This is a genomic window from Campylobacter sp. CFSAN093260 (genome assembly GCF_012890095.1).
Taxonomy (GTDB): domain Bacteria; phylum Campylobacterota; class Campylobacteria; order Campylobacterales; family Campylobacteraceae; genus Campylobacter_D; species Campylobacter_D jejuni.
Genome location: NZ_CP040618.1, coordinates 726,654 through 744,545, shown reverse-complemented (window position 1 = coordinate 744,545; position 17,892 = coordinate 726,654). Strand labels below are relative to the sequence as shown.

17 protein-coding genes are annotated in these 17,892 nt (G+C 30.5%); 14 read left to right on the top strand and 3 right to left on the bottom strand.

The features are described from left to right. Positions 1 to 45: 45 nt before the first annotated feature. The 3 genes from tpx to FBF22_RS03790 all read right to left on the bottom strand — a co-directional run bounded on the left by tpx (position 46) and on the right by FBF22_RS03790 (position 3,483). Positions 46 to 573 carry a thiol peroxidase gene (gene tpx, locus FBF22_RS03800; protein WP_002856712.1) on the bottom strand — a complete coding sequence of 176 codons (528 nt, stop codon included), beginning with the start codon at positions 571 to 573 and terminating at the stop codon, positions 46 to 48. A 98-nt stretch (positions 574 to 671) separates the two neighbouring features. Further along, positions 672 to 1,412 carry an AcfC family adhesin PEB2 gene (gene peb2 / locus FBF22_RS03795; RefSeq protein ID WP_002867970.1) on the bottom strand — a complete coding sequence of 247 codons (741 nt, stop codon included), beginning with the start codon at positions 1,410 to 1,412 and terminating at the stop codon, positions 672 to 674. 40 nt (positions 1,413 to 1,452) lie between these two features. Next, positions 1,453 to 3,483 carry an ATP-dependent helicase gene (locus FBF22_RS03790; protein ID WP_002885168.1) on the bottom strand — a complete coding sequence of 677 codons (2,031 nt, stop codon included), beginning with the start codon at positions 3,481 to 3,483 and terminating at the stop codon, positions 1,453 to 1,455. Between the two features lie 128 nt (positions 3,484 to 3,611). On the opposite strand from FBF22_RS03790, the gene FBF22_RS03785 reads away from it, so the two are divergent. The 14 genes from FBF22_RS03785 to cysE all read left to right on the top strand — a co-directional run bounded on the left by FBF22_RS03785 (position 3,612) and on the right by cysE (position 17,840). Next, positions 3,612 to 4,631, top strand: a complete 1,020-nt coding sequence (locus tag FBF22_RS03785; protein ID WP_002885166.1) for a hypothetical protein — start codon at positions 3,612 to 3,614, stop codon at positions 4,629 to 4,631. 22 nt (positions 4,632 to 4,653) lie between these two features. Continuing rightward, positions 4,654 to 7,266, top strand: a complete 2,613-nt coding sequence (locus FBF22_RS03780; protein WP_002885164.1) for a valine--tRNA ligase — start codon at positions 4,654 to 4,656, stop codon at positions 7,264 to 7,266. A 3-nt stretch (positions 7,267 to 7,269) separates the two neighbouring features. After that, on the top strand, positions 7,270 to 8,280 hold the full coding sequence (locus tag FBF22_RS03775) for a methionine ABC transporter ATP-binding protein (RefSeq protein WP_052777768.1): 1,011 nt from the start codon (positions 7,270 to 7,272) through the stop codon (positions 8,278 to 8,280). Beyond that, entirely contained in the window at positions 8,277 to 9,188 is a 912-nt protein-coding gene (locus tag FBF22_RS03770) for a methionine ABC transporter permease (RefSeq protein WP_002852518.1), read from the top strand. The genes FBF22_RS03775 and FBF22_RS03770 overlap by 4 nt, the downstream gene beginning before the upstream one ends. Positions 9,189 to 9,377: 189 nt before the next feature. After that, positions 9,378 to 10,151, top strand: a complete 774-nt coding sequence (locus tag FBF22_RS03765; RefSeq protein ID WP_002872575.1) for a MetQ/NlpA family ABC transporter substrate-binding protein — start codon at positions 9,378 to 9,380, stop codon at positions 10,149 to 10,151. Between the two features lie 47 nt (positions 10,152 to 10,198). Further along, entirely contained in the window at positions 10,199 to 10,969 is a 771-nt protein-coding gene (locus FBF22_RS03760; protein WP_052777769.1) for a MetQ/NlpA family ABC transporter substrate-binding protein, read from the top strand. 9 nt (positions 10,970 to 10,978) lie between these two features. Then, positions 10,979 to 11,755: a MetQ/NlpA family ABC transporter substrate-binding protein gene (locus tag FBF22_RS03755; protein WP_165433287.1), complete on the top strand. Its 777-nt coding sequence runs from the start codon at positions 10,979 to 10,981 to the stop codon at positions 11,753 to 11,755. 83 nt (positions 11,756 to 11,838) lie between these two features. Next, entirely contained in the window at positions 11,839 to 12,501 is a 663-nt protein-coding gene (flgA, locus tag FBF22_RS03750) for a flagellar basal body P-ring formation chaperone FlgA (protein WP_002885127.1), read from the top strand. Next, complete coding sequence (locus FBF22_RS03745; protein ID WP_002885129.1) at positions 12,498 to 13,061, top strand: UbiX family flavin prenyltransferase; 564 nt, start codon at positions 12,498 to 12,500, stop codon at positions 13,059 to 13,061. The genes flgA and FBF22_RS03745 overlap by 4 nt, the downstream gene beginning before the upstream one ends. Positions 13,062 to 13,100: 39 nt before the next feature. Then, on the top strand, positions 13,101 to 13,577 hold the full coding sequence (coaD, locus tag FBF22_RS03740) for a pantetheine-phosphate adenylyltransferase (protein ID WP_002852633.1): 477 nt from the start codon (positions 13,101 to 13,103) through the stop codon (positions 13,575 to 13,577). Beyond that, positions 13,568 to 14,146: a dTMP kinase gene (gene tmk, locus FBF22_RS03735; protein ID WP_002852526.1), complete on the top strand. Its 579-nt coding sequence runs from the start codon at positions 13,568 to 13,570 to the stop codon at positions 14,144 to 14,146. The genes coaD and tmk overlap by 10 nt, the downstream gene beginning before the upstream one ends. Further along, positions 14,143 to 15,369, top strand: a complete 1,227-nt coding sequence (gene hisS / locus FBF22_RS03730) for a histidine--tRNA ligase (RefSeq protein WP_002885130.1) — start codon at positions 14,143 to 14,145, stop codon at positions 15,367 to 15,369. Before tmk ends, hisS begins: the two co-directional genes overlap by 4 nt. After that, complete coding sequence (gene speA / locus FBF22_RS03725) at positions 15,366 to 17,201, top strand: biosynthetic arginine decarboxylase (protein ID WP_165433288.1); 1,836 nt, start codon at positions 15,366 to 15,368, stop codon at positions 17,199 to 17,201. The genes hisS and speA overlap by 4 nt, the downstream gene beginning before the upstream one ends. Then, a complete protein-coding gene (gene cysE, locus FBF22_RS03720; RefSeq protein ID WP_002857174.1) occupies positions 17,202 to 17,840 on the top strand; it encodes a serine O-acetyltransferase in 639 nt (212 codons plus the stop codon). The last annotated feature ends 52 nt before the right edge of the window (positions 17,841 to 17,892 follow it).

Here is a 17,892-nt window from a genome sequence, read left to right as displayed (position 1 = left end):
AATGAAGATATAAAAATTAAGCCCTAAGAATGGGCTTAATCAAAATTAATGGCAACCACAACCACCGCAGCAGCTAGAACCACCAAAAAATGCATCAAGTTTTGCAATATCTGGCATTTCTGTGATTTCATTTACAAGTTCTTTATATGCCACTTTACCCTCTTTAATCACAAATACGGCACGAGCTAAAAGCCCTTCTAAAGCACCTTCATTTATCAAAACACCATATTTTTCACCAAATTCTTTTGCCACAAAATCACTTGCAACACTTAAATTTTCAATACCTTCTGTACTGCAAAATCTTCCCATAGCAAAAGGTAAGTCCATACTTACTACAATCACTTCAGCACCATTGTAACTGGCTACTTTTTTATTAAATTCTCTAGCCTCTGTAGCACAAACTGGTGTATCTAAGCTTGGAACACTTAAAATGATTTGAGTTTTACCCGCTGCACCGATTTCAATCACGCTTAAATCTTTAGCTTTAAGATTTACCTTAGGAGCATCTGCTCCAACTTCTACTGAATTTCCTTTAAGTTTTACAGGATTTCCTTTAAAATTTACTGTACTCATTTAATTTCCTTTTTTGATATTTTAAACATTATTGCAATTAATGTTTTAGGAGTGATTATATCCTATAAATATTAATTATTTTTTAATTTCACTCAAAATTATTTTACTTCTTTCCAAGTATATTTTTTCCACACTTTTTGAGCTTCCTTACTCTTAATAAAATCTACAAATTCTAAAGCTTTTTTATTTTCTAAACCTTTTTTTGTAGGAGCAATTTCAGCTGCACGATAAATCACTGCATTTTTATCTTTGATAAATAAAGCTTTATCATCGCCTAAAGCCTTTGCCCAATGAGACCAAATGATTAAAGCATCAATATTTGGATTGTTATTCCACTCATCTACAGCAGCTTTGGAATTTTTAGCATAAATTTTTATATTTTTACGTAATTTTACCAAATTTTCTCTTTTTGCACTTTTTAAAGCCATATCTTCATAAAGTCCAACTTGTCCTGCGCCATCAACCACCATAACATTTATGTCATCTTTTAAAATGTCTTCAAAATTTTTAATATTTTTTGGATTATTTGGACGCACGATAATACCTGATGGACGCACATTTAAAACGCTTAAATTTTCCAAACTTAAACTTGGAATTTTTTTAGCAAAATCATCCATCATTGAAGTATTGCCTGAAAAAATCAAATCTGCATTTTCTTTTGCTTTGTCTATCCAAGCTGGAGTTGGACCTGCGGTTACAATCACCTTTTCTTTTGTTTTTTCTTCAAATTTTAAAGCAAGCTCTTTTAGCACAGGAGCGGGACCACCTGGACCATAAACTAAAATTTCAGCATTTAAAAAACTTGCTGCTGCTAAACTTAAAATTAATATTTTTTTCATAAAATAAACCTTTCTTTATAATAATATAAAGGAAATTTTATCAATCTATAGTTAACTCTCCCTTGCAAAGCCCTGCTTCTATAAGAAAACGAGAAGGGGCGAAAGAAGTTTTTTTATTTTTATCATATTTAGCATAGCTTAAATAAAGTATATTTTTTGCCCTAGTTACTGCAACATAAAAAAGCCTTCTTTCTTCTTCTAAGCTTCCACCCATTCCCATAAGCTTTTGATTAGGAAAGCGACCTTGCGCAAGATCAATCACAAAAACAAGATCAAATTCCAAGCCCTTACTTGCATGTACGCTAAGCAAATTAACTCCTTTGCCACTACTCATTTCACTTGCACCTAAAGTTAGAAAATTATAATACTTATAAATATCGCTATAATTTTTTGTAAGCTCTTTTAAGACATTGAATTTTGTTTCTATTTTTTCTAAATTTTCACTCTTTCTTAATAAATCCACTTGTCCTGCTTTATTTGTTGCTCTTTTGGTTGCAAGTTCTTCACAAATTTCTCTATAAAAAGAATTTTCACAAATTAAATTTACCAAAGTCAAAGAATGTTTTATTTCCATAGCTTTTTTTAAAAAAAGATAAATTTTTTCTAAATTTCTAGCACATAAATCATTGATTTTTGAAAGTTTTAAAATAGGATGTGCATCAAATTCACTCTCAAATTTAAAACGAGTTTCGCTGGCTAATTCTTCTAAATCCGCAAAAAGCCCAAGTTGATAATTTCTTTTTTGATGATTTTGCAAATTTACATTTTTATCAGGATTTAAAAAACCTTTTATTAAATTTCCATGCCCTAATTTTAAAAGTGCGTCAAAAATTTCTTTTGCTAAAACCCCACCCACACCTTTGGTGTATTGAACCAAATGAATAAAAGCCATAATATCCTTAGGATTTACCACAAGAGCAAGCATAGAGCTAAAAGCTTTAACTTCTAAACTTTCAAAAAAACTTCCACTTCCCTTTCTCACACTTGCAATGCCCTGCTCCCTTAAAGCTACTTCAACCCCATCAGAACTTGAGTTGTTGCGAAAAATCACGGCAATTTCTTCCAAACTTACTCCGCTTGTAAGTATCATTTTGGCTATATTTTGATACTGATCAAATAATTCTTCAAAAGTAAGCAAAGATGGGGCTTTAAACTCATCATTTCTTGTAACAATAAGTTCTTTTGGATATAATCTTTCGTTATTTAAAATCACTTTATTAGCCAAAGCTAAAATACTTCTTGATGAACGGTAGTTTTTATTTAAAGAAAAAATTTTTGCATCTTTAAAACGATCTTTAAACCCACCTATGATATTAATATCCGCTCCATTAAAAGCATAAATACTTTGATCATAATCCCCTACGCAAAACAAACTTTTACTATGAAAAGCCTCTATTAAGGAACTTTGCAAAGTATTTGTGTCTTGATATTCATCTACTAAAATTTCATCAAATTCATATTTTTCTTCTTTTAAAAGATCTTTTAGATTGATAAGCAAGTCATTAAAATCTACATAATTAAAACGCTTTTTTTCATTATCATATTCTTTTAAAATATCTTCATAAATTTCAGCATAAATACTTTGATCTTCGTAGTTTTGGCAAAACCAAGTATAAAAATCTTGATTGTGCGCTTTGTTTTGAAACAAAGAATAAAGATCATATAAATAACTTGATTGATAAGGTTTTATATCACTTAAATGCCTAAAAGTTCTTTTTTCATAGACACTTTTAAGTAGAGTTTTTAACTCGCTTGCTTGCTTTAAGGCTATATTTTTATCCGCATTTCTAAGTAAGGTATAAGCCGTACTATGAAAAGTTCCTGCAAGTATTTTACTGGTAATATTTTTATCAAAAAATTTCCCTAAACGCCCTATCATTTCTTTACTGGCTTTATTTGTGAAAGTTAAAAGCATGATTTTTTGAGGTGCCACTCCCTTGCTTAAAAGATAAGAAATTCTTGCAACAATAGTAGAAGTTTTTCCCGTCCCTGCACTTGCAATAACAAGATTGTGTCCAAAATCAGCAGTAGCAGCAAGATATTGTTCATTATTTAATTTTGAAAGTGGCATTATTTTCCTTATAAAAGTTAAAATTATAAAAAAAAATTACTTAAAAATATAAAAATTTAAAATTACTTTATATTAGATTATAGTACAATGCTAAAATTATTTAACTTTCTGTTTTTAAGGGATAGCAAATGAATTTGAAAATTTTTTCTATTATTGTTGGCATATTAATTGCTGTTATTGTGATATTAGGTGGAACATATTATTATCTTTTTGAATATTCAAAACCAAAGAATTACACCTTAAATACCAACACTTACACCGAACAAAAATCGTATACCAATAACTACGATAATTCCTATTCACCTTCGATCCAAACCAACAATAGTTCATCAGATATAAATATTAATAACAATACCATCCAAAAGCAAGAAACAAACCCATTAGATGAAAATCAAAGCTTAAATAACGATACATTTAATACATCAATAAGCGAAAACAATCAAAGCTTAAATAATGACACCAATACAAGTAATAATATTAATACAAATGAAAATAAGCAAATTTTAGATACGGATAAAGAAAAATTAAAACAAGAAAATAAACAAGCCAAAATAGAAGCTCTTAAAAAAGAAATCAACAAACAACAAAAGATCTTAGAAAGAGAAAGAGCTGTAAAAAAAGAACTTCAATCAAACAAATCAAACAAAAATAAATATCTAAATACCGCTAGAGAGTATCTAAGCATAGGAAAAAACAGTCGTTTAGAACCTGAGCTTAGCACAGAAAATATGAAAGTTTACATTTTAGATGGAAAATTTTTAAGCCAATACAGAATCAATCTGTTAAAAGATATGCTAAGCGTTATACAAGATAATGCAAAAGATTATTATCTAAGTATTTTTGTTAAAATGCTACCAAAAGGGGAAATGAAATTAACTATCTATAACAAAGAAATTATCTTTTCAGATATGAAAAAAGCTTATAAATATATTAGTTTAGATAGATTAAGCCCATATTTAAACAATCCAAAAGAATTAAATGAACATGTAGCACGTGAAGAAATTTTAGAAAGACTTAAACTTCAAATTAAAAAAGACGGCAAAGGAAGTGATTTTTCTAAACATATCAAAAGTTTGAAAACTGGACTTAATACAGCACAATATTTCTTCCCGTTTTGTGAAATTATAGAAATTAGCTCTATTAAATAAGCTAAAACAATAAAGGCAAATAATGTATGATAAAAATTTAGAAAAAGAGTATTATCAAATTTGCGAAGAACGCGGATATTTTGAAATCGATGGCAATAAAACCATACAAGAAAAAGATAAAAATTTCTGCATTATGATGCCTCCTCCTAATGTCACTGGAGTTTTACACATAGGACATGCTTTAACTTTTACTCTACAAGATATTATGACGCGTTATAAAAGAATGGATGGCTATAAGGTTCTTTATCAACCAGGGCTTGATCACGCAGGTATTGCCACTCAAAATGTTGTAGAAAAACAACTCCTTGCTCAAGGCATTAAAAAAGAAGAACTAGGTAGAGAGAAATTTATAGAAAAAGTCTGGGAGTGGAAAGAGCAAAGCGGTGGAAAAATTTTAGACCAAATGAGAACTCTAGGCATCACTCCTGCATGGAGTCGCTTGCGTTTTACTATGGATGAAGGTTTGGTTAATGCCGTAAAAAAAGCTTTTGTAGAACTTTATGATAAAAGACTTATTGTACGTGGAAACTACATGATAAATTGGTGTACTCATGATGGCGCTTTAAGTGATATAGAAGTTGAATACAAAGAAAACAAAGGAAAACTTTATCATATTAAATACTTTTTAAAAGATAGCGATGAATTTTTAGTAGTAGCCACAACGCGTCCTGAAACTTTTTTTGGCGATACTGCAGTTATGGTGCATCCTGATGATGAACGCTATACTAAATTTGTGGACAAAGAAGTGATTTTGCCTATAAGCAAAAAAGCCATTAAAATCATAGCCGATAAACATGTAGAAAAAGAATTTGGAACAGGAGTTGTAAAAGTTACTCCCGCTCATGACATGAACGATTATGAAGTAGGACTTAGACATAATTTAGATTTTATAAGTGTTTTTGATGAAAAAGGAATTTTAAACGAACATTGTTTAGAGTTTCAAGGTTTAGAACGCTTAGAAGCAAGAGAAAAAATCGTAGCCAAACTTGAAAGTCTTGGTTTTATAGAAAAAATAGAAGAGTATAACAATCAAATAGGATATTGTTATCGTTGCAACAATATAGTTGAACCTTATATCTCCAAACAATGGTTTGTAAAAAAAGAAATCGCCCAAGAAAGTATAGAAAAAGTTGCGCTTGGAGAAAGTAAATTTTACCCAAATCACTGGATAAATAGCTTTAATGCTTGGATGAAAGATTTAAGAGATTGGTGTATTTCAAGACAACTTTGGTGGGGGCATCAAATTCCTGTGTATTATTGCGAATGCTCTCATGAATGGGCAAGCCAACATACGCCTAAAACTTGTCCAAAATGTCAAAGTCAAAATTTCAAACAAGATGAAGATGTACTTGATACTTGGTTTTCTTCAGGACTTTGGGCTATGAGTACTCTAGGCTGGGGGAATGAAAATTGGGGTAAAGATAAAATTTGGTCTGAAAAGGATTTAAAAGATTTTTATCCCAATTCTTTACTCATTACAGGTTTTGATATTTTATTTTTCTGGGTGGCTAGAATGATGTTTCAAAGCACTAATGCCTTACATCAACTTCCTTTTAAAGATATTTATTTACATGCTCTTGTGAAAGATGAGCAAGGTAGAAAAATGAGCAAAAGCCTTGGAAATGTCATCGATCCAAATGAAAGCATTAAAGAATATAGTGCTGATATTTTACGCTTTACTTTAGCACTTCTTGCTATACAAGGACGCGATATTAAACTTAGCAATGATAAACTTTTACAAGTTAGAAATTTTACAAATAAAATTTATAATGCTACAAATTATCTGCTTTTAAATGAAAGTAAATTTGAAGATTTGGAAAATATCACACTTCATTCAGAATTAGCAAAATATATTTATGTCAAATTTCAAACTTGTGTTAAGGATGTAAGAGAAAATTTAGACAATTATCGCTTTAATGATGCAGCTAATACTCTATATAAATTCTTTTGGGATGATTTTTGCGATTGGGGTATAGAGCTTAGCAAAGCCGAAAAATCAAGCGTTAAAGAACTTGGTAGTGTTTTCAAAGAAGCTTTAAAACTTTTAAATCCTTTCATGCCTTTTATCAGCGAGTATTTATACCACAAACTAAGCGATACAGAACTTAAAACAAGCCCTTCTATTATGATAAGCAAATATCCAAAATTTAAAGAACAAGATAAAAATATAGAAAAAATCTTTTCTTTACTCATAGAAAGCATAGTTGGTATCCGCCGTGCTAAAAGTTTAATCGATCTTGGAAATTCTAAAATAGAAAAAGCTTATATCAAATTTAACGATAAAAAAATCAAAGATGAAATCAAAGCTTATATGAATTTTATCATGATGCTCGCAAAGTGCGAGCAAATAGAATTTAGTGAAGAAAAATTACCAAAGGCAATATGTGATGTCAGCGAGAATTTAGAAATTTTTATTACGCTTGAAAATGTTGATTTAAGCGGTATTTTAACAAGACTTGAAAATCAAAAAAATAAGCTTGAAAAAGAAAGTGCTAAGCTTAATTCTATGCTCTGTAATGAAAAATTCATCGCTAACGCACCTAAAGAGGTGGTGGAGCAAAATAAAGAAGCTCTAGAAAATTTAAAAATTCAACTTGAAAAAATATCAGTTGAACTTCAAAATCTAAGAGGTTAAAATTTGATAAAAATAAAAAATTTAAAAAAATATTATGGCAAGGAACTCGTGATAAACGATGTTTCTTTGGAGATTAAAAAGGGTGAAATTTACGCCATAGTAGGTCATAGTGGAGCTGGAAAATCCACTCTTTTAAGATGTATCAATGGACTTGAGAATTATCAAGAAGGAAGCTTAAAAGTCTTTGATCAAGAAATTAAAGATTTAAGTCAAAAAAAATCAAAAGAGCTAAGAGTGCTTAGAAAAAATATAGGGATGATTTTTCAAAATTTTGCCCTAATGGAGCGCAAAAATGTATTTGAAAATGTTGCTATGCCTTTAAGAACACACTATACTCAGTGTAAATTTCATGCCAAGCTTTTTAATAAAGAATACATGAGCGAAAAAGAAATTGCCCAAAAAGTCAATTCCTTACTTGAAATCGTAGGGCTTGATCATAAAAACAAATCCTACCCAAGAGAACTGAGCGGAGGGCAAAAACAACGCGTTGCTATTGCTAGAGCCTTAGCTTTAAACCCAAAAATTTTACTTAGTGACGAAGCTACTTCGGCTCTTGATCCAAACACTACAAAAAATATTTTAGAGCTTATATCTAAAATCAATGCTGAATTTGGGATTACTGTTGTTTTAGTAACTCACGAAATGGATGTGGTAAAAGACATAGCTCAAAAAGCTTTATTACTTGAACATGGACAAATCATAGGAAGTGGAGCAATTGATGAGCTTTTTTTAAGGCCTAATGCCAAAATGAAAGAATTTTTAGGAGAAAGCGACTTCTTGCCTGAGCACGGACTTAATATCAAACTTTACTTTCCAAAAGAAGTTGCCCAAAATAGCGTCATCACTCATATGGCAAGAACTCTAAATATAGACTTTAACATAGTTTGGGGTAAAATAGAAAAACTGAATGGAAAAGCCTTGGGAAATTTAGTTATAAATATAAATGAAAAGGATAAAGACAAGGTTCTTGATTACATAGAAAAAAGTGGGGTATTATGGGAGGTGGCATCATGAATGAAGAAAACATCTCTATTGTCAGTGCTTTTTTTAGTAGAATTTCTCAATTTTTTAATGAATTTTCTTGGCAGGATATTAAAGAAGTGAGTTTAAGTTCTATCACGAGTTTCAATGAAAATTATGAAAACATTTTAAAACCTGCACTTAATGAAACAATTTATATGAGTTTAATGGCTGTACTATTTGGATTTTTATTGGCTATCATTCCTGGAATTTTACTTGCTATTTGGGATAAAAATGGAATTAAAGAAAATAAAATCGCTTATAGTATTTTAGATTTTATTACCAATATATTACGCGCCTTTCCATTTTTAATTCTTATAGTTGTTCTTTTACCACTTTCTAAAATCATAGTAGGCACAAGCATAGGTACAAATGCTGCCATAGTTCCTTTAGCTATCGGAATAGCTCCTTATTTGGCAAAGATGCTTGAAAGCGCTTTTAAAGAAATAGACAAAGGAATTATAGAAGCAGCAAAAAGTTATGGTGCTAGCAATATTCAAATTATCTTCAAGGTTATCTTTAGTGAAGCCCTTCCTGCTATAATTAGCGGAATTACCCTAACTTTGATCTTTACCATTGGTTTTTCTGCTCTTGCTGGAACTGTCGGTGGTGGAGGATTAGGAGATGTAGCTATTCGCTATGGTTATGAAAGATTTAACAAAGAAGTTATGATTCAAACTGTAGTTATTTTACTTATATTAGTTCAATTAGTTCAAATTCTAGGTAATTTATTTTATACTTGGGCTAAAAATAGTAAAACTACATATATCATTGCCACTCTATTGATTTTACTTGGAGTTAGTATAGTTATCAATATAAACAATGATGAAAATTTCTTTTGGCAAGTAATTGTTTTTATCTTATTTTTAGGAAGTTTGCTTTATAAAGGTTTCAAAAAATAAGGAGATTATATCTCCTTTTAAGATAAATATAAGTTTTTTTAAGTAAAATTTAAAAAAAATTAAAGGAATTAAAATGATGTATCAGATGCGTTAATCTGACTATCAACAAGTTTTTATATGCTTCTTCCTGATAGTCAGAGTGAATTTATTAAGATTAAAGCAAGCACAAAATGACTAAAAAGGAAAAAAATGAAAATCAAATCTTTATTTATAGCAAGTATTTTAACATTAAGTCTTAATGCAAATGCATTAGAAACCATCACAGTTGCAGCAACTCCCGTCCCTCATGCTGAAATCCTAGAACAAGTAAAACCTGATTTAGAAAAACAAGGCTATAAACTTGAAATCAAAGAATTTACGGATTATGTTTTACCTAATCTAGCTGTTGATAACGGAGAAGCCGATGCAAATTTTTTCCAACATACTCCTTATTTGGAAGAATTTAATAAAAACAAAGGCACCAAACTTATCAAAGTAGCTGCCATACACATAGAACCTATGGCTGTTTACTCCAAAAAATACAAAAGTCTAGATGATATTAAAGAAGGGGTTAAAATCGCCATTCCAAATGATCCAACCAATGAAAGTAGAGCTTTAGATATTATTGCAAAAAAAGGTTTGGTAAAATTTAAAGATAAGGCTTTAAAAACACCTCTTGATATTATAGACAATCCTAAAAAAATTAAATTTGTAGAATTAAAGCCCGCACAACTTCCAAGAGCTTTGGATGATGTTGATTTTGCTGTAATTAATTCCAACTACGCTCTCTCTGCAAATCTAAATCCTGCAAAAGATAGCGTATTTATCGAAGATAAAGAAAGCCCATATGCAAACATTCTTGTTGTAAGAGTGGGACATGAAAACGATCCAAAAATCAAAGCCTTAATCCAAGCTCTACAAAGTGATAAAATCAAACAATTTATCATAGAAAAATACAACGGATCTGTTTTACCTGCTTTTTAATTTTGTCCCTTACCTAGGGACTTTTTTTTAAATACAAAGGAGTTTTTATGAATTTATTTAAAATTATTATACTCGCTTGCATTCTAAATTTATCTAGCCTATTTGCACAAAACATTACTATAGGAGCCACTCCAAATCCTTTTGGTAGCTTACTAGAACTAATGAAAGATGATTTTAAAAACAAAGGGTATGAGCTTAAAATAGTAGAATTTTCAGACTATATTTTGCCCAATCGTGCATTAGAGGAAAAAGAACTTGATGCAAATTTATATCAACACAAACCTTTTTTAGAAGAATACAACCTAAAAAAAGGTTCAAATTTAATTGCAACAACGCCTGTACTTATAGCTCCAGTAGGAGTTTATAGTAAAAAAATCAAAAATTTAGAAAATCTTAAAGAAGGTGCTAGAGTTGCTATACCTAATGATACGACCAATGAAAGCAGAGCTTTAGAGCTTTTAGAGAAAGCAAAATTAATAGAGCTTAACAAAAATACTCTAAAAACCCCATTGGACATAAACAAAAATCCAAAAAAACTTAAATTTATAGAACTTAAAGCCGCACAACTTCCAAGAGCTTTAGATGATGTTGATATTGCTATAATTAATTCTAATTTCGCACTTGGAGCCGGTCTGAATCCAAGTAAAGATACTATTTTTAGGGAAGATAAAAATAGCCCTTATGTAAATTATGTTGTGGTACGCTCAGAAGATAAAAATAGCGAAAAAACCAAAGTAATTGATGAAATTTTAAGAAGCGATAAATTTAAAGCCATCATTAATGAACATTATAAAGATATATTAATCCCAGCTTTTTAGGAGTATAGCATGAATATTAAAAAAATATTTTTAAGTGTTTTATTTACAATTAGCCTTAGTTTTGGGGCAGATAAAACCATAATCATAGGTGCAACACCAACGCCTTATGCTGAAATTTTAAATTTCTCTAAACCCTTATTTCAAGAAAAAGGTTGGAGGTTGATAGTTAAGGAATTTAATGACTATAATATACCTAATATCGCTTTAAATGAGAAAGATTTAAATGCAAATTTATATCAGCATAAACCTTTTTTAGATGATTTTAATACCCACAAAGGAACAAATTTAAGTTCTTTAGGTGCTATTGTTTTAGTTCCTATGGCTATATATTCTAACTCCATAAAAGATATAAAAGACATTCCTAATGGTGCTAAAATCGCTATACCTAATGATGCTACCAATGAAAGCAGAGCTCTTGATTTACTAGCTAAAGCAAATTTAATAGAGTTTAAAAGTCAAAGCACCCTTAAAACCCCTATTGACATAAGTAAAAATCCAAAAAAACTTAAATTTATAGAGCTTAAAGCCGCACAACTTCCAAGAGCCCTAAATGATACTGATTTGGCTATTATTACCACAAACTATGCTCTTGGAGCAGGCTTAAACCCTTTAAAAGATGGTATTTTTATGGAAGATAAAGATAGTTTATATGCTATTGTTTTAGCTACAAGAAAAGGTGAAGAAACAAGTCAAAAAAGTCTTGTTATTAAAGAAATTTTAACAAGCGATAAAATTAAAAATTTTATCATAGAAAAATACAAAGGCTCTGTTATCCCTACTTTTTAACTCTATACAAAGCCTTCTAAAGGCTTTGTTAAACTTATAAAAGCTAAAATACTATTTATTGCATTATAATTCTTAGGATAAAAATGAAAATTATTTTTTTAACTTTTTTTATTGTGATAAATTATATCCAAGCAGCTAGTTTAGAAGAAATCAAAACAGCACTAGCTAAAGAATTTAGAAATAATTTTCCTAAAATTATAATTTCTCAAATTGATTTAAAAATAACATCATTGCCTAAAGATTTTGATCAATATGAATTTCTAAGAATCGCTAATGGGCGTTTTAATCAAGCACAAGGCTTTTTAAGGGCTGAATTTAAAACTCCGCAAAATATACAAAAAAATGTATTTTTTAGATATTTCATTCAAGCAAATTTAGAAGTTTTAAAAAGCGAACGCGCTATAAAAAGAGGAGATAAACTTGGAGCTTTTGACTATAAAAGCGTATTGATTGATTTTGATAAAGTTCCTTTAAATGCCTTAACCTTAGATGATGTAGATAATCTTGTAGCTAAAAGCAATATTAACAAAAACGCCATTTTAAGAGCAAATATGTTTAAAACCACAGCTTTAATACGCCGAAATGATCCTATAATCGGGATTTTAAGCGAAGCAAATGTTGATGTTTTAATCGAACTTGTGGCTTTGCAAAGTGCAAATATGGGCGAAAGGATTCGTGCAAAAAACAAAGAAGGTAAAGTTATACAAGGCATCGTAGTGGATAAAAATAGGATGATTATACAATGAAGGTTTTATTAGGAATTTCTGGTTCAAGCAGTGTCAATTTAGGCTTAAAATTATTAAAAAATTTAGAAAACCGATGCGAACTTTATTGCATTTTAACCCAAGGTGCAAAACTTAGTTTCAAAGCTGAAAATCAAGCAAATTTAGAAAAAATTTGTCAAGAAAATTTTAAATACACTCATTTTTTAGATGATAAAAATTTAAGTCTAAGTGTAGCAAGCGGATCTTTTGGAATAGAAAAAACCATCATTGCTCCTTGTTCTATTTCAAGTTTAGCAAAAATTCACGCTGGTTTTGCAGACACTCTTTTAATGCGTGCTGCAGCAGTGGCCTTAAAAGAAAGAAAAAAACTTATCTTAGGCGTACGCGAAATGCCTTTTTCTACTTTAAATTTAGAACATATGTTAAAACTTAGCCAAATGGGAGTTATTATCGCACCTCCTATTATCGCAAGCTATTCTAAAGCAAACAATCTAGAGCAAATGGAAAATTTTATCGTAGGTAAATGGCTAGATCTTTTAGAAATAAAACACAATTTATATGAAAAATGGCAAAATTTTTAGTTTAAATTTGTTATATTTTTAAAAAAAATTGGAGCAAAAATGACTTGTTTATATCCTGGGACTTTTGATCCTATTACCAATGGACATTTAGATGTTATAAAACGAGCTTTAAAAATTTTTGATGAAGTCATCGTTGCCATAGCAAAAAGTGAACATAAAAAACCTTGCTATGATTTAGAAAAACGCAAAGAACTAGCCCTGCTCGCAACACAAAATTTAAAAAATGTTAAAATTATTGCTTTTGATAATTTACTTGTAGATTTAGCCAAAGAATTAAAAGTTAATACTATAATCCGTGGACTTAGAGCGGTGAGTGATTTTGAATACGAATTGCAAATTGGCTATGCAAATCACGCACTTTGGGAAGATATGGAAACCATTTATCTTATGCCAAGTCTAAAACATGCTTTTATTTCAAGTTCTATTGTGCGTTCTATAGTAGCACATGGGGGTGATGTAAGTTCTCTTGTTCCAAAAGAAATTTTACCTTTTTTAAAGGATCAATCTTGTATGTAGTTTTTGAAGGTATTGACTGCGTAGGAAAAAGTACGCAAATTTCACTTTTAAAAGAAATTTATAAAGACGCCATTTTCACACTCGAACCTGGCGGAACAGAACTTGGAAAACATTTAAGAGAAATTTTACTTAATAAAACTCATCCTATTAACAAAAGAGCTGAACTCTTGCTTTTTTTAGCTGATCGTGCTCAACATTTTGAAGAAATCTTAAAAACCAATCAAAACAAACTCATTATTAGCGATAGAAGTTTTATTTCAGGCATGGCTTATGCCAAAGATTTTGAAAACGATTTGCTTTTTGCTTTAAATAGTTTTGCTTTAGAAAATTTTTTTCCACAAAAAATTATCTTTTTAAAAGGAGATGCAAACCTTATCCAAGAACGCCTCAGTCAGAAAGAACTAGATAGTATAGAAAAACGTGGCATTGAGTATTTTTTAAGTGTACAGGACAAACTCGAAAAAGTGCTTCATTTTTTAAAAGAAAAAATTTCTGTAGAAATTTTAACACTTGACGCAAAAGAAAGTAAAGAAAAATTACACCAACAAATAAAGGAATTTTTACAATGATTAACGCTTTAAAAGGAATGAAAGATTTATTAGATAAAGATGCATATTATTATGAAAAAGTGATTAAAACCTGCGAAGAAGCAGCTAAAAACTATGGCTTTACTTTTATCAATACACCGCATTTAGAACTTTGCACCCTTTTTAAAAGAAGCGTAGGAGAAAGTTCTGATATAGTAGGTAAAGAAATGTATGAATTTATCGATAAAGGCGAAAATCATGTTTGCATGCGTCCTGAAGGAACTGCTGGGGTGGTGCGTGCCTATATAGAAAAAAAACTCGATAAAAACACTAGTGTGAAAAGATGGTTTTATCATGGTTCTATGTTTCGTTATGAAAGACCTCAAAAGGGTCGCTTAAGAGAATTTCATCAATTTGGAGTTGAAAGCCTTGGCATACCTAATGTTTATGAAGATGCAAGCATTATTTTAATGCTAGTAGAAATTTTCTCACGCCTTGGTATTGATTTTAAACTTCAACTTAATTCTTTAGGCTGCTCACAATGCTTGCCAAAATACCGCGATAGGCTCGTTGAATTCTTAGATTCCAAAGAAGGTTTTTGTGAAGATTGTTTGCGTAGAAAAAATTTAAATCCTATTCGTGTCTTAGATTGTAAAAATGAGCATTGTCAAAATTTGCTTGAAAATGCTCCGCTTTTGATCAATAATTTATGCACCTCTTGCCAAAAAGACTTTGAAACACTGCAACAAATTTTAAAGGATAATGGAGTTAAATTTGAGTTAGATTCAAAACTTGTGAGGGGTTTGGATTATTATTCTAAAACGGCTTTTGAATTTATAAGCGATGAAATAGGAGCAAAGGCTGCTATCGCAGGTGGAGGACGCTACGATAGACTTATAGAGTATTTAGGTGGAAAAAGTGGCTATGGTATAGGTTTTGCCATGGGTATAGAAAGAATTATAACTATTTTAGAACAAAAAGAAGAAAAGATTCAAAGAGAAGGAATTTATCTTTGTGCTATGGATGAAATTTATATCCAAAAACTTTTGCATATCGCTACAAATTTAAGAAAAGAATATAAAGTACTTTTAAGCTATGAAGCAAGAAAACTAGCCAAACATCTTGAAAACGCGGATAAAAATAATACTGAAATTTTTCTTTGCATGGGAGAAAATGAAGCACAAAATGAAAGTTTGTTTTATAAAAATTTAGCAAAAAAAGAAGAAAAAATGATTAAAATTTCAGACTTAAAGAAGGTTTTATGATGGATTATGGTATTGATATTTGGGGAAATGAAAATTTCATTATCAAAAATGGTAAAGTTTGTATCAATTACGAGAAAAAACCTGCTATTATTGATATAGTTAAAGAATTAAGAGATGATGGATACAAGGGGCCTTTACTTTTAAGATTTCCTCATCTTATCCAAAAACAAATTGAAAATATTTACGGAAATTTCAATAAAGCAAGAAAGGAATTTGGCTATAAAGGAGGATTTAACGCTGTTTATCCTTTAAAGGTCAATCAATACCCTGGTTTTGTAAAAAATCTTGTAAAGCTTGGAAAAGACTATAACTACGGACTTGAAGCAGGTTCTAAAGCAGAGCTTTTACTCGCCATGGCTTATAATAATGAAGGTGCACCTATTACAGTAAATGGCTTTAAAGATAGAGAACTTATCAATATAGGCTTTATCGCAGCTGAAATGGGACATAATATCACTTTAACCATAGAAGGACTTAATGAACTTGAAGCTATCATAGACATAGCCAAAGAACGCTTTAAACCTAAACCAAATATAGGCTTACGCGTGCGTTTGCATTCTGCTGGAGTTGGAATTTGGGCAAAAAGTGGTGGGATTAATTCTAAATTTGGACTTACATCCACTGAACTTATAGAAGCGGTAAATTTACTCAAAGAAAACAAACTTTTAGAACAATTTACCATGATTCACTTTCATCTAGGCTCACAAATTACCGAGATTCATCCCTTGAAAAAAGCCTTAAATGAAGCAGGAAATATTTACACAGAACTTAGAAAAATGGGAGCTAAAAATCTAAAAGCTATCAATCTTGGTGGCGGTTTAGCTGTGGAATACTCACAATTTAAAAATGAAAAAAGTAGAAATTACACCCTAAGAGAATACGCTAACGATGTAGTTTTTATCCTAAAAAACATAGCCGAACAAAAAAAAGATTTAGAGCCTGATATTTTCATAGAAAGTGGACGTTTTGTAGCAGCCAATCACGCTGTTTTAATCGCTCCTGTATTAGAACTTTTTTCTCAAGAATACGCAGAAAACAAACTCATACTTAAAAAACAAAATCCAAAACTTATCGATGAGCTTTACGATCTTTATAAAAGCATAAAACCTTCCAATGCTTTAGAATACTTGCACGATAGCATAGATCATTTAGAGAGTATTTTAACTCTTTTTGATTTGGGCTATGTGGATTTGCAAGATCGTTCCAATGCTGAAATTTTAACTCATTTGATTACAAAAAAAGCTATCTTGCTTTTAGGCGATAAGCAAAATCCTGCGGATTTACTTGCCATACAAGATGAAGTGCAAGAAAGGTATTTGGTAAATTTTTCGCTCTTTCAAAGCATACCTGATTTTTGGGGCTTAGAACAAAATTTCCCCATCATGCCACTTGATCGCTTAGATGAAGAACCGACTCGAAGTGCGAGCATTTGGGATATAACCTGCGATAGCGATGGAGAAATTTCATACTCTAAAGATCAACCTTTATTTTTACACGATGTAGATGTAGAAAAAGAAAATTATTTTCTAGGGTTTTTTCTTGTAGGTGCCTATCAAGAAGTACTTGGAATGAAACACAATCTTTTTACTCATCCCACTGAAGCTATTATAAGTATCAATGAAAAAGGCTATGAAGTTGAGGGGATTATAGAAGCACAATCCATACTTGATGCCTTAGAAGATTTAGACTATGATATACACGCTATCATGGATATACTTAATGAACGCATAAGTAATTCTAAGCTTGTAAATGACAAGCAAAAAAAGCATATTTTAGGGGAACTTTATCTTTTCTTAAATGATAATGGTTATTTAAAAAGCATAGGAGTTTAGATGAATTTTTGGGGTATTATAAAAGAAGATTTTTCTCAGCCAAAGGCACAAGATCCAGCTTTTAATTCTTGTATAGAACTTTTTTTTAATTACCCTGGAGTGTGGGCTGTAGTAAATTACCGCTTTGCACATTTTTTTTATATAAGAAATTTTAAACGTATTGCAAGAATGATTAGTGGAATTTCACAATTCTTAACTGGGGTAGATTTACACCCTGGCGCAGAACTTGGAAGGCGTGTTTTTATAGATCACGCCAATGGAGTGGTTATAGGTCAAACAGCAATTATAGAAGATGATGTTTTAATTTATCAAGGCGTTACTTTAGGTGGAACAAGCCTTGAAAAAGGTACTAAACGCCATCCAACCATAAAAAAAGGAGTGATCATAGGCTCAGGTGCAAAAGTACTTGGCAATATCACCATAGGAGAAAATGCCAAAATAGGCTCAAATGCTGTAGTAGTTAAAGATGTAGGTGCAAATTTAACTGCCGTTGGAATTCCTGCTTATATTATTGAAGAGCGTAAAAATAAAAATATTAGAGCTATAGATGCAAATTGCGATGACAAACTAGAAAAGTTAGAAAAGAAAATTTTAGAACTTGAAAATCTTATATTAAAACAACTTGAATCACAAAAATAATAATTTTTTATAATACATAAAATTATATGTATTATTATGCGTATTAATTTTT

What these genes read in the sequence shown, in the direction of transcription:
- tpx (WP_002856712.1), bottom strand. Translation starts at nt 573, where the DNA reads ATGAGTACAGTAAATTTTAAAGGAAATCCTGTAAAACTTAAAGGAAAT.
- FBF22_RS03790 (WP_002885168.1), bottom strand. Translation starts at nt 3,483, where the DNA reads ATGCCACTTTCAAAATTAAATAATGAACAATATCTTGCTGCTACTGCT.
- coaD (WP_002852633.1), top strand. Translation starts at nt 13,101, where the DNA reads ATGACTTGTTTATATCCTGGGACTTTTGATCCTATTACCAATGGACAT.
- cysE (WP_002857174.1), top strand. Translation starts at nt 17,202, where the DNA reads ATGAATTTTTGGGGTATTATAAAAGAAGATTTTTCTCAGCCAAAGGCA.
- flgA (WP_002885127.1), top strand. Translation starts at nt 11,839, where the DNA reads ATGAAAATTATTTTTTTAACTTTTTTTATTGTGATAAATTATATCCAA.
- hisS (WP_002885130.1), top strand. Translation starts at nt 14,143, where the DNA reads ATGATTAACGCTTTAAAAGGAATGAAAGATTTATTAGATAAAGATGCA.
- FBF22_RS03745 (WP_002885129.1), top strand. Translation starts at nt 12,498, where the DNA reads ATGAAGGTTTTATTAGGAATTTCTGGTTCAAGCAGTGTCAATTTAGGC.
- peb2 (WP_002867970.1), bottom strand. Translation starts at nt 1,412, where the DNA reads ATGAAAAAAATATTAATTTTAAGTTTAGCAGCAGCAAGTTTTTTAAAT.
- FBF22_RS03780 (WP_002885164.1), top strand. Translation starts at nt 4,654, where the DNA reads ATGTATGATAAAAATTTAGAAAAAGAGTATTATCAAATTTGCGAAGAA.
- FBF22_RS03755 (WP_165433287.1), top strand. Translation starts at nt 10,979, where the DNA reads ATGAATATTAAAAAAATATTTTTAAGTGTTTTATTTACAATTAGCCTT.
- FBF22_RS03770 (WP_002852518.1), top strand. Translation starts at nt 8,277, where the DNA reads ATGAATGAAGAAAACATCTCTATTGTCAGTGCTTTTTTTAGTAGAATT.
- FBF22_RS03765 (WP_002872575.1), top strand. Translation starts at nt 9,378, where the DNA reads ATGAAAATCAAATCTTTATTTATAGCAAGTATTTTAACATTAAGTCTT.
- FBF22_RS03785 (WP_002885166.1), top strand. Translation starts at nt 3,612, where the DNA reads ATGAATTTGAAAATTTTTTCTATTATTGTTGGCATATTAATTGCTGTT.
- speA (WP_165433288.1), top strand. Translation starts at nt 15,366, where the DNA reads ATGATGGATTATGGTATTGATATTTGGGGAAATGAAAATTTCATTATC.
- FBF22_RS03760 (WP_052777769.1), top strand. Translation starts at nt 10,199, where the DNA reads ATGAATTTATTTAAAATTATTATACTCGCTTGCATTCTAAATTTATCT.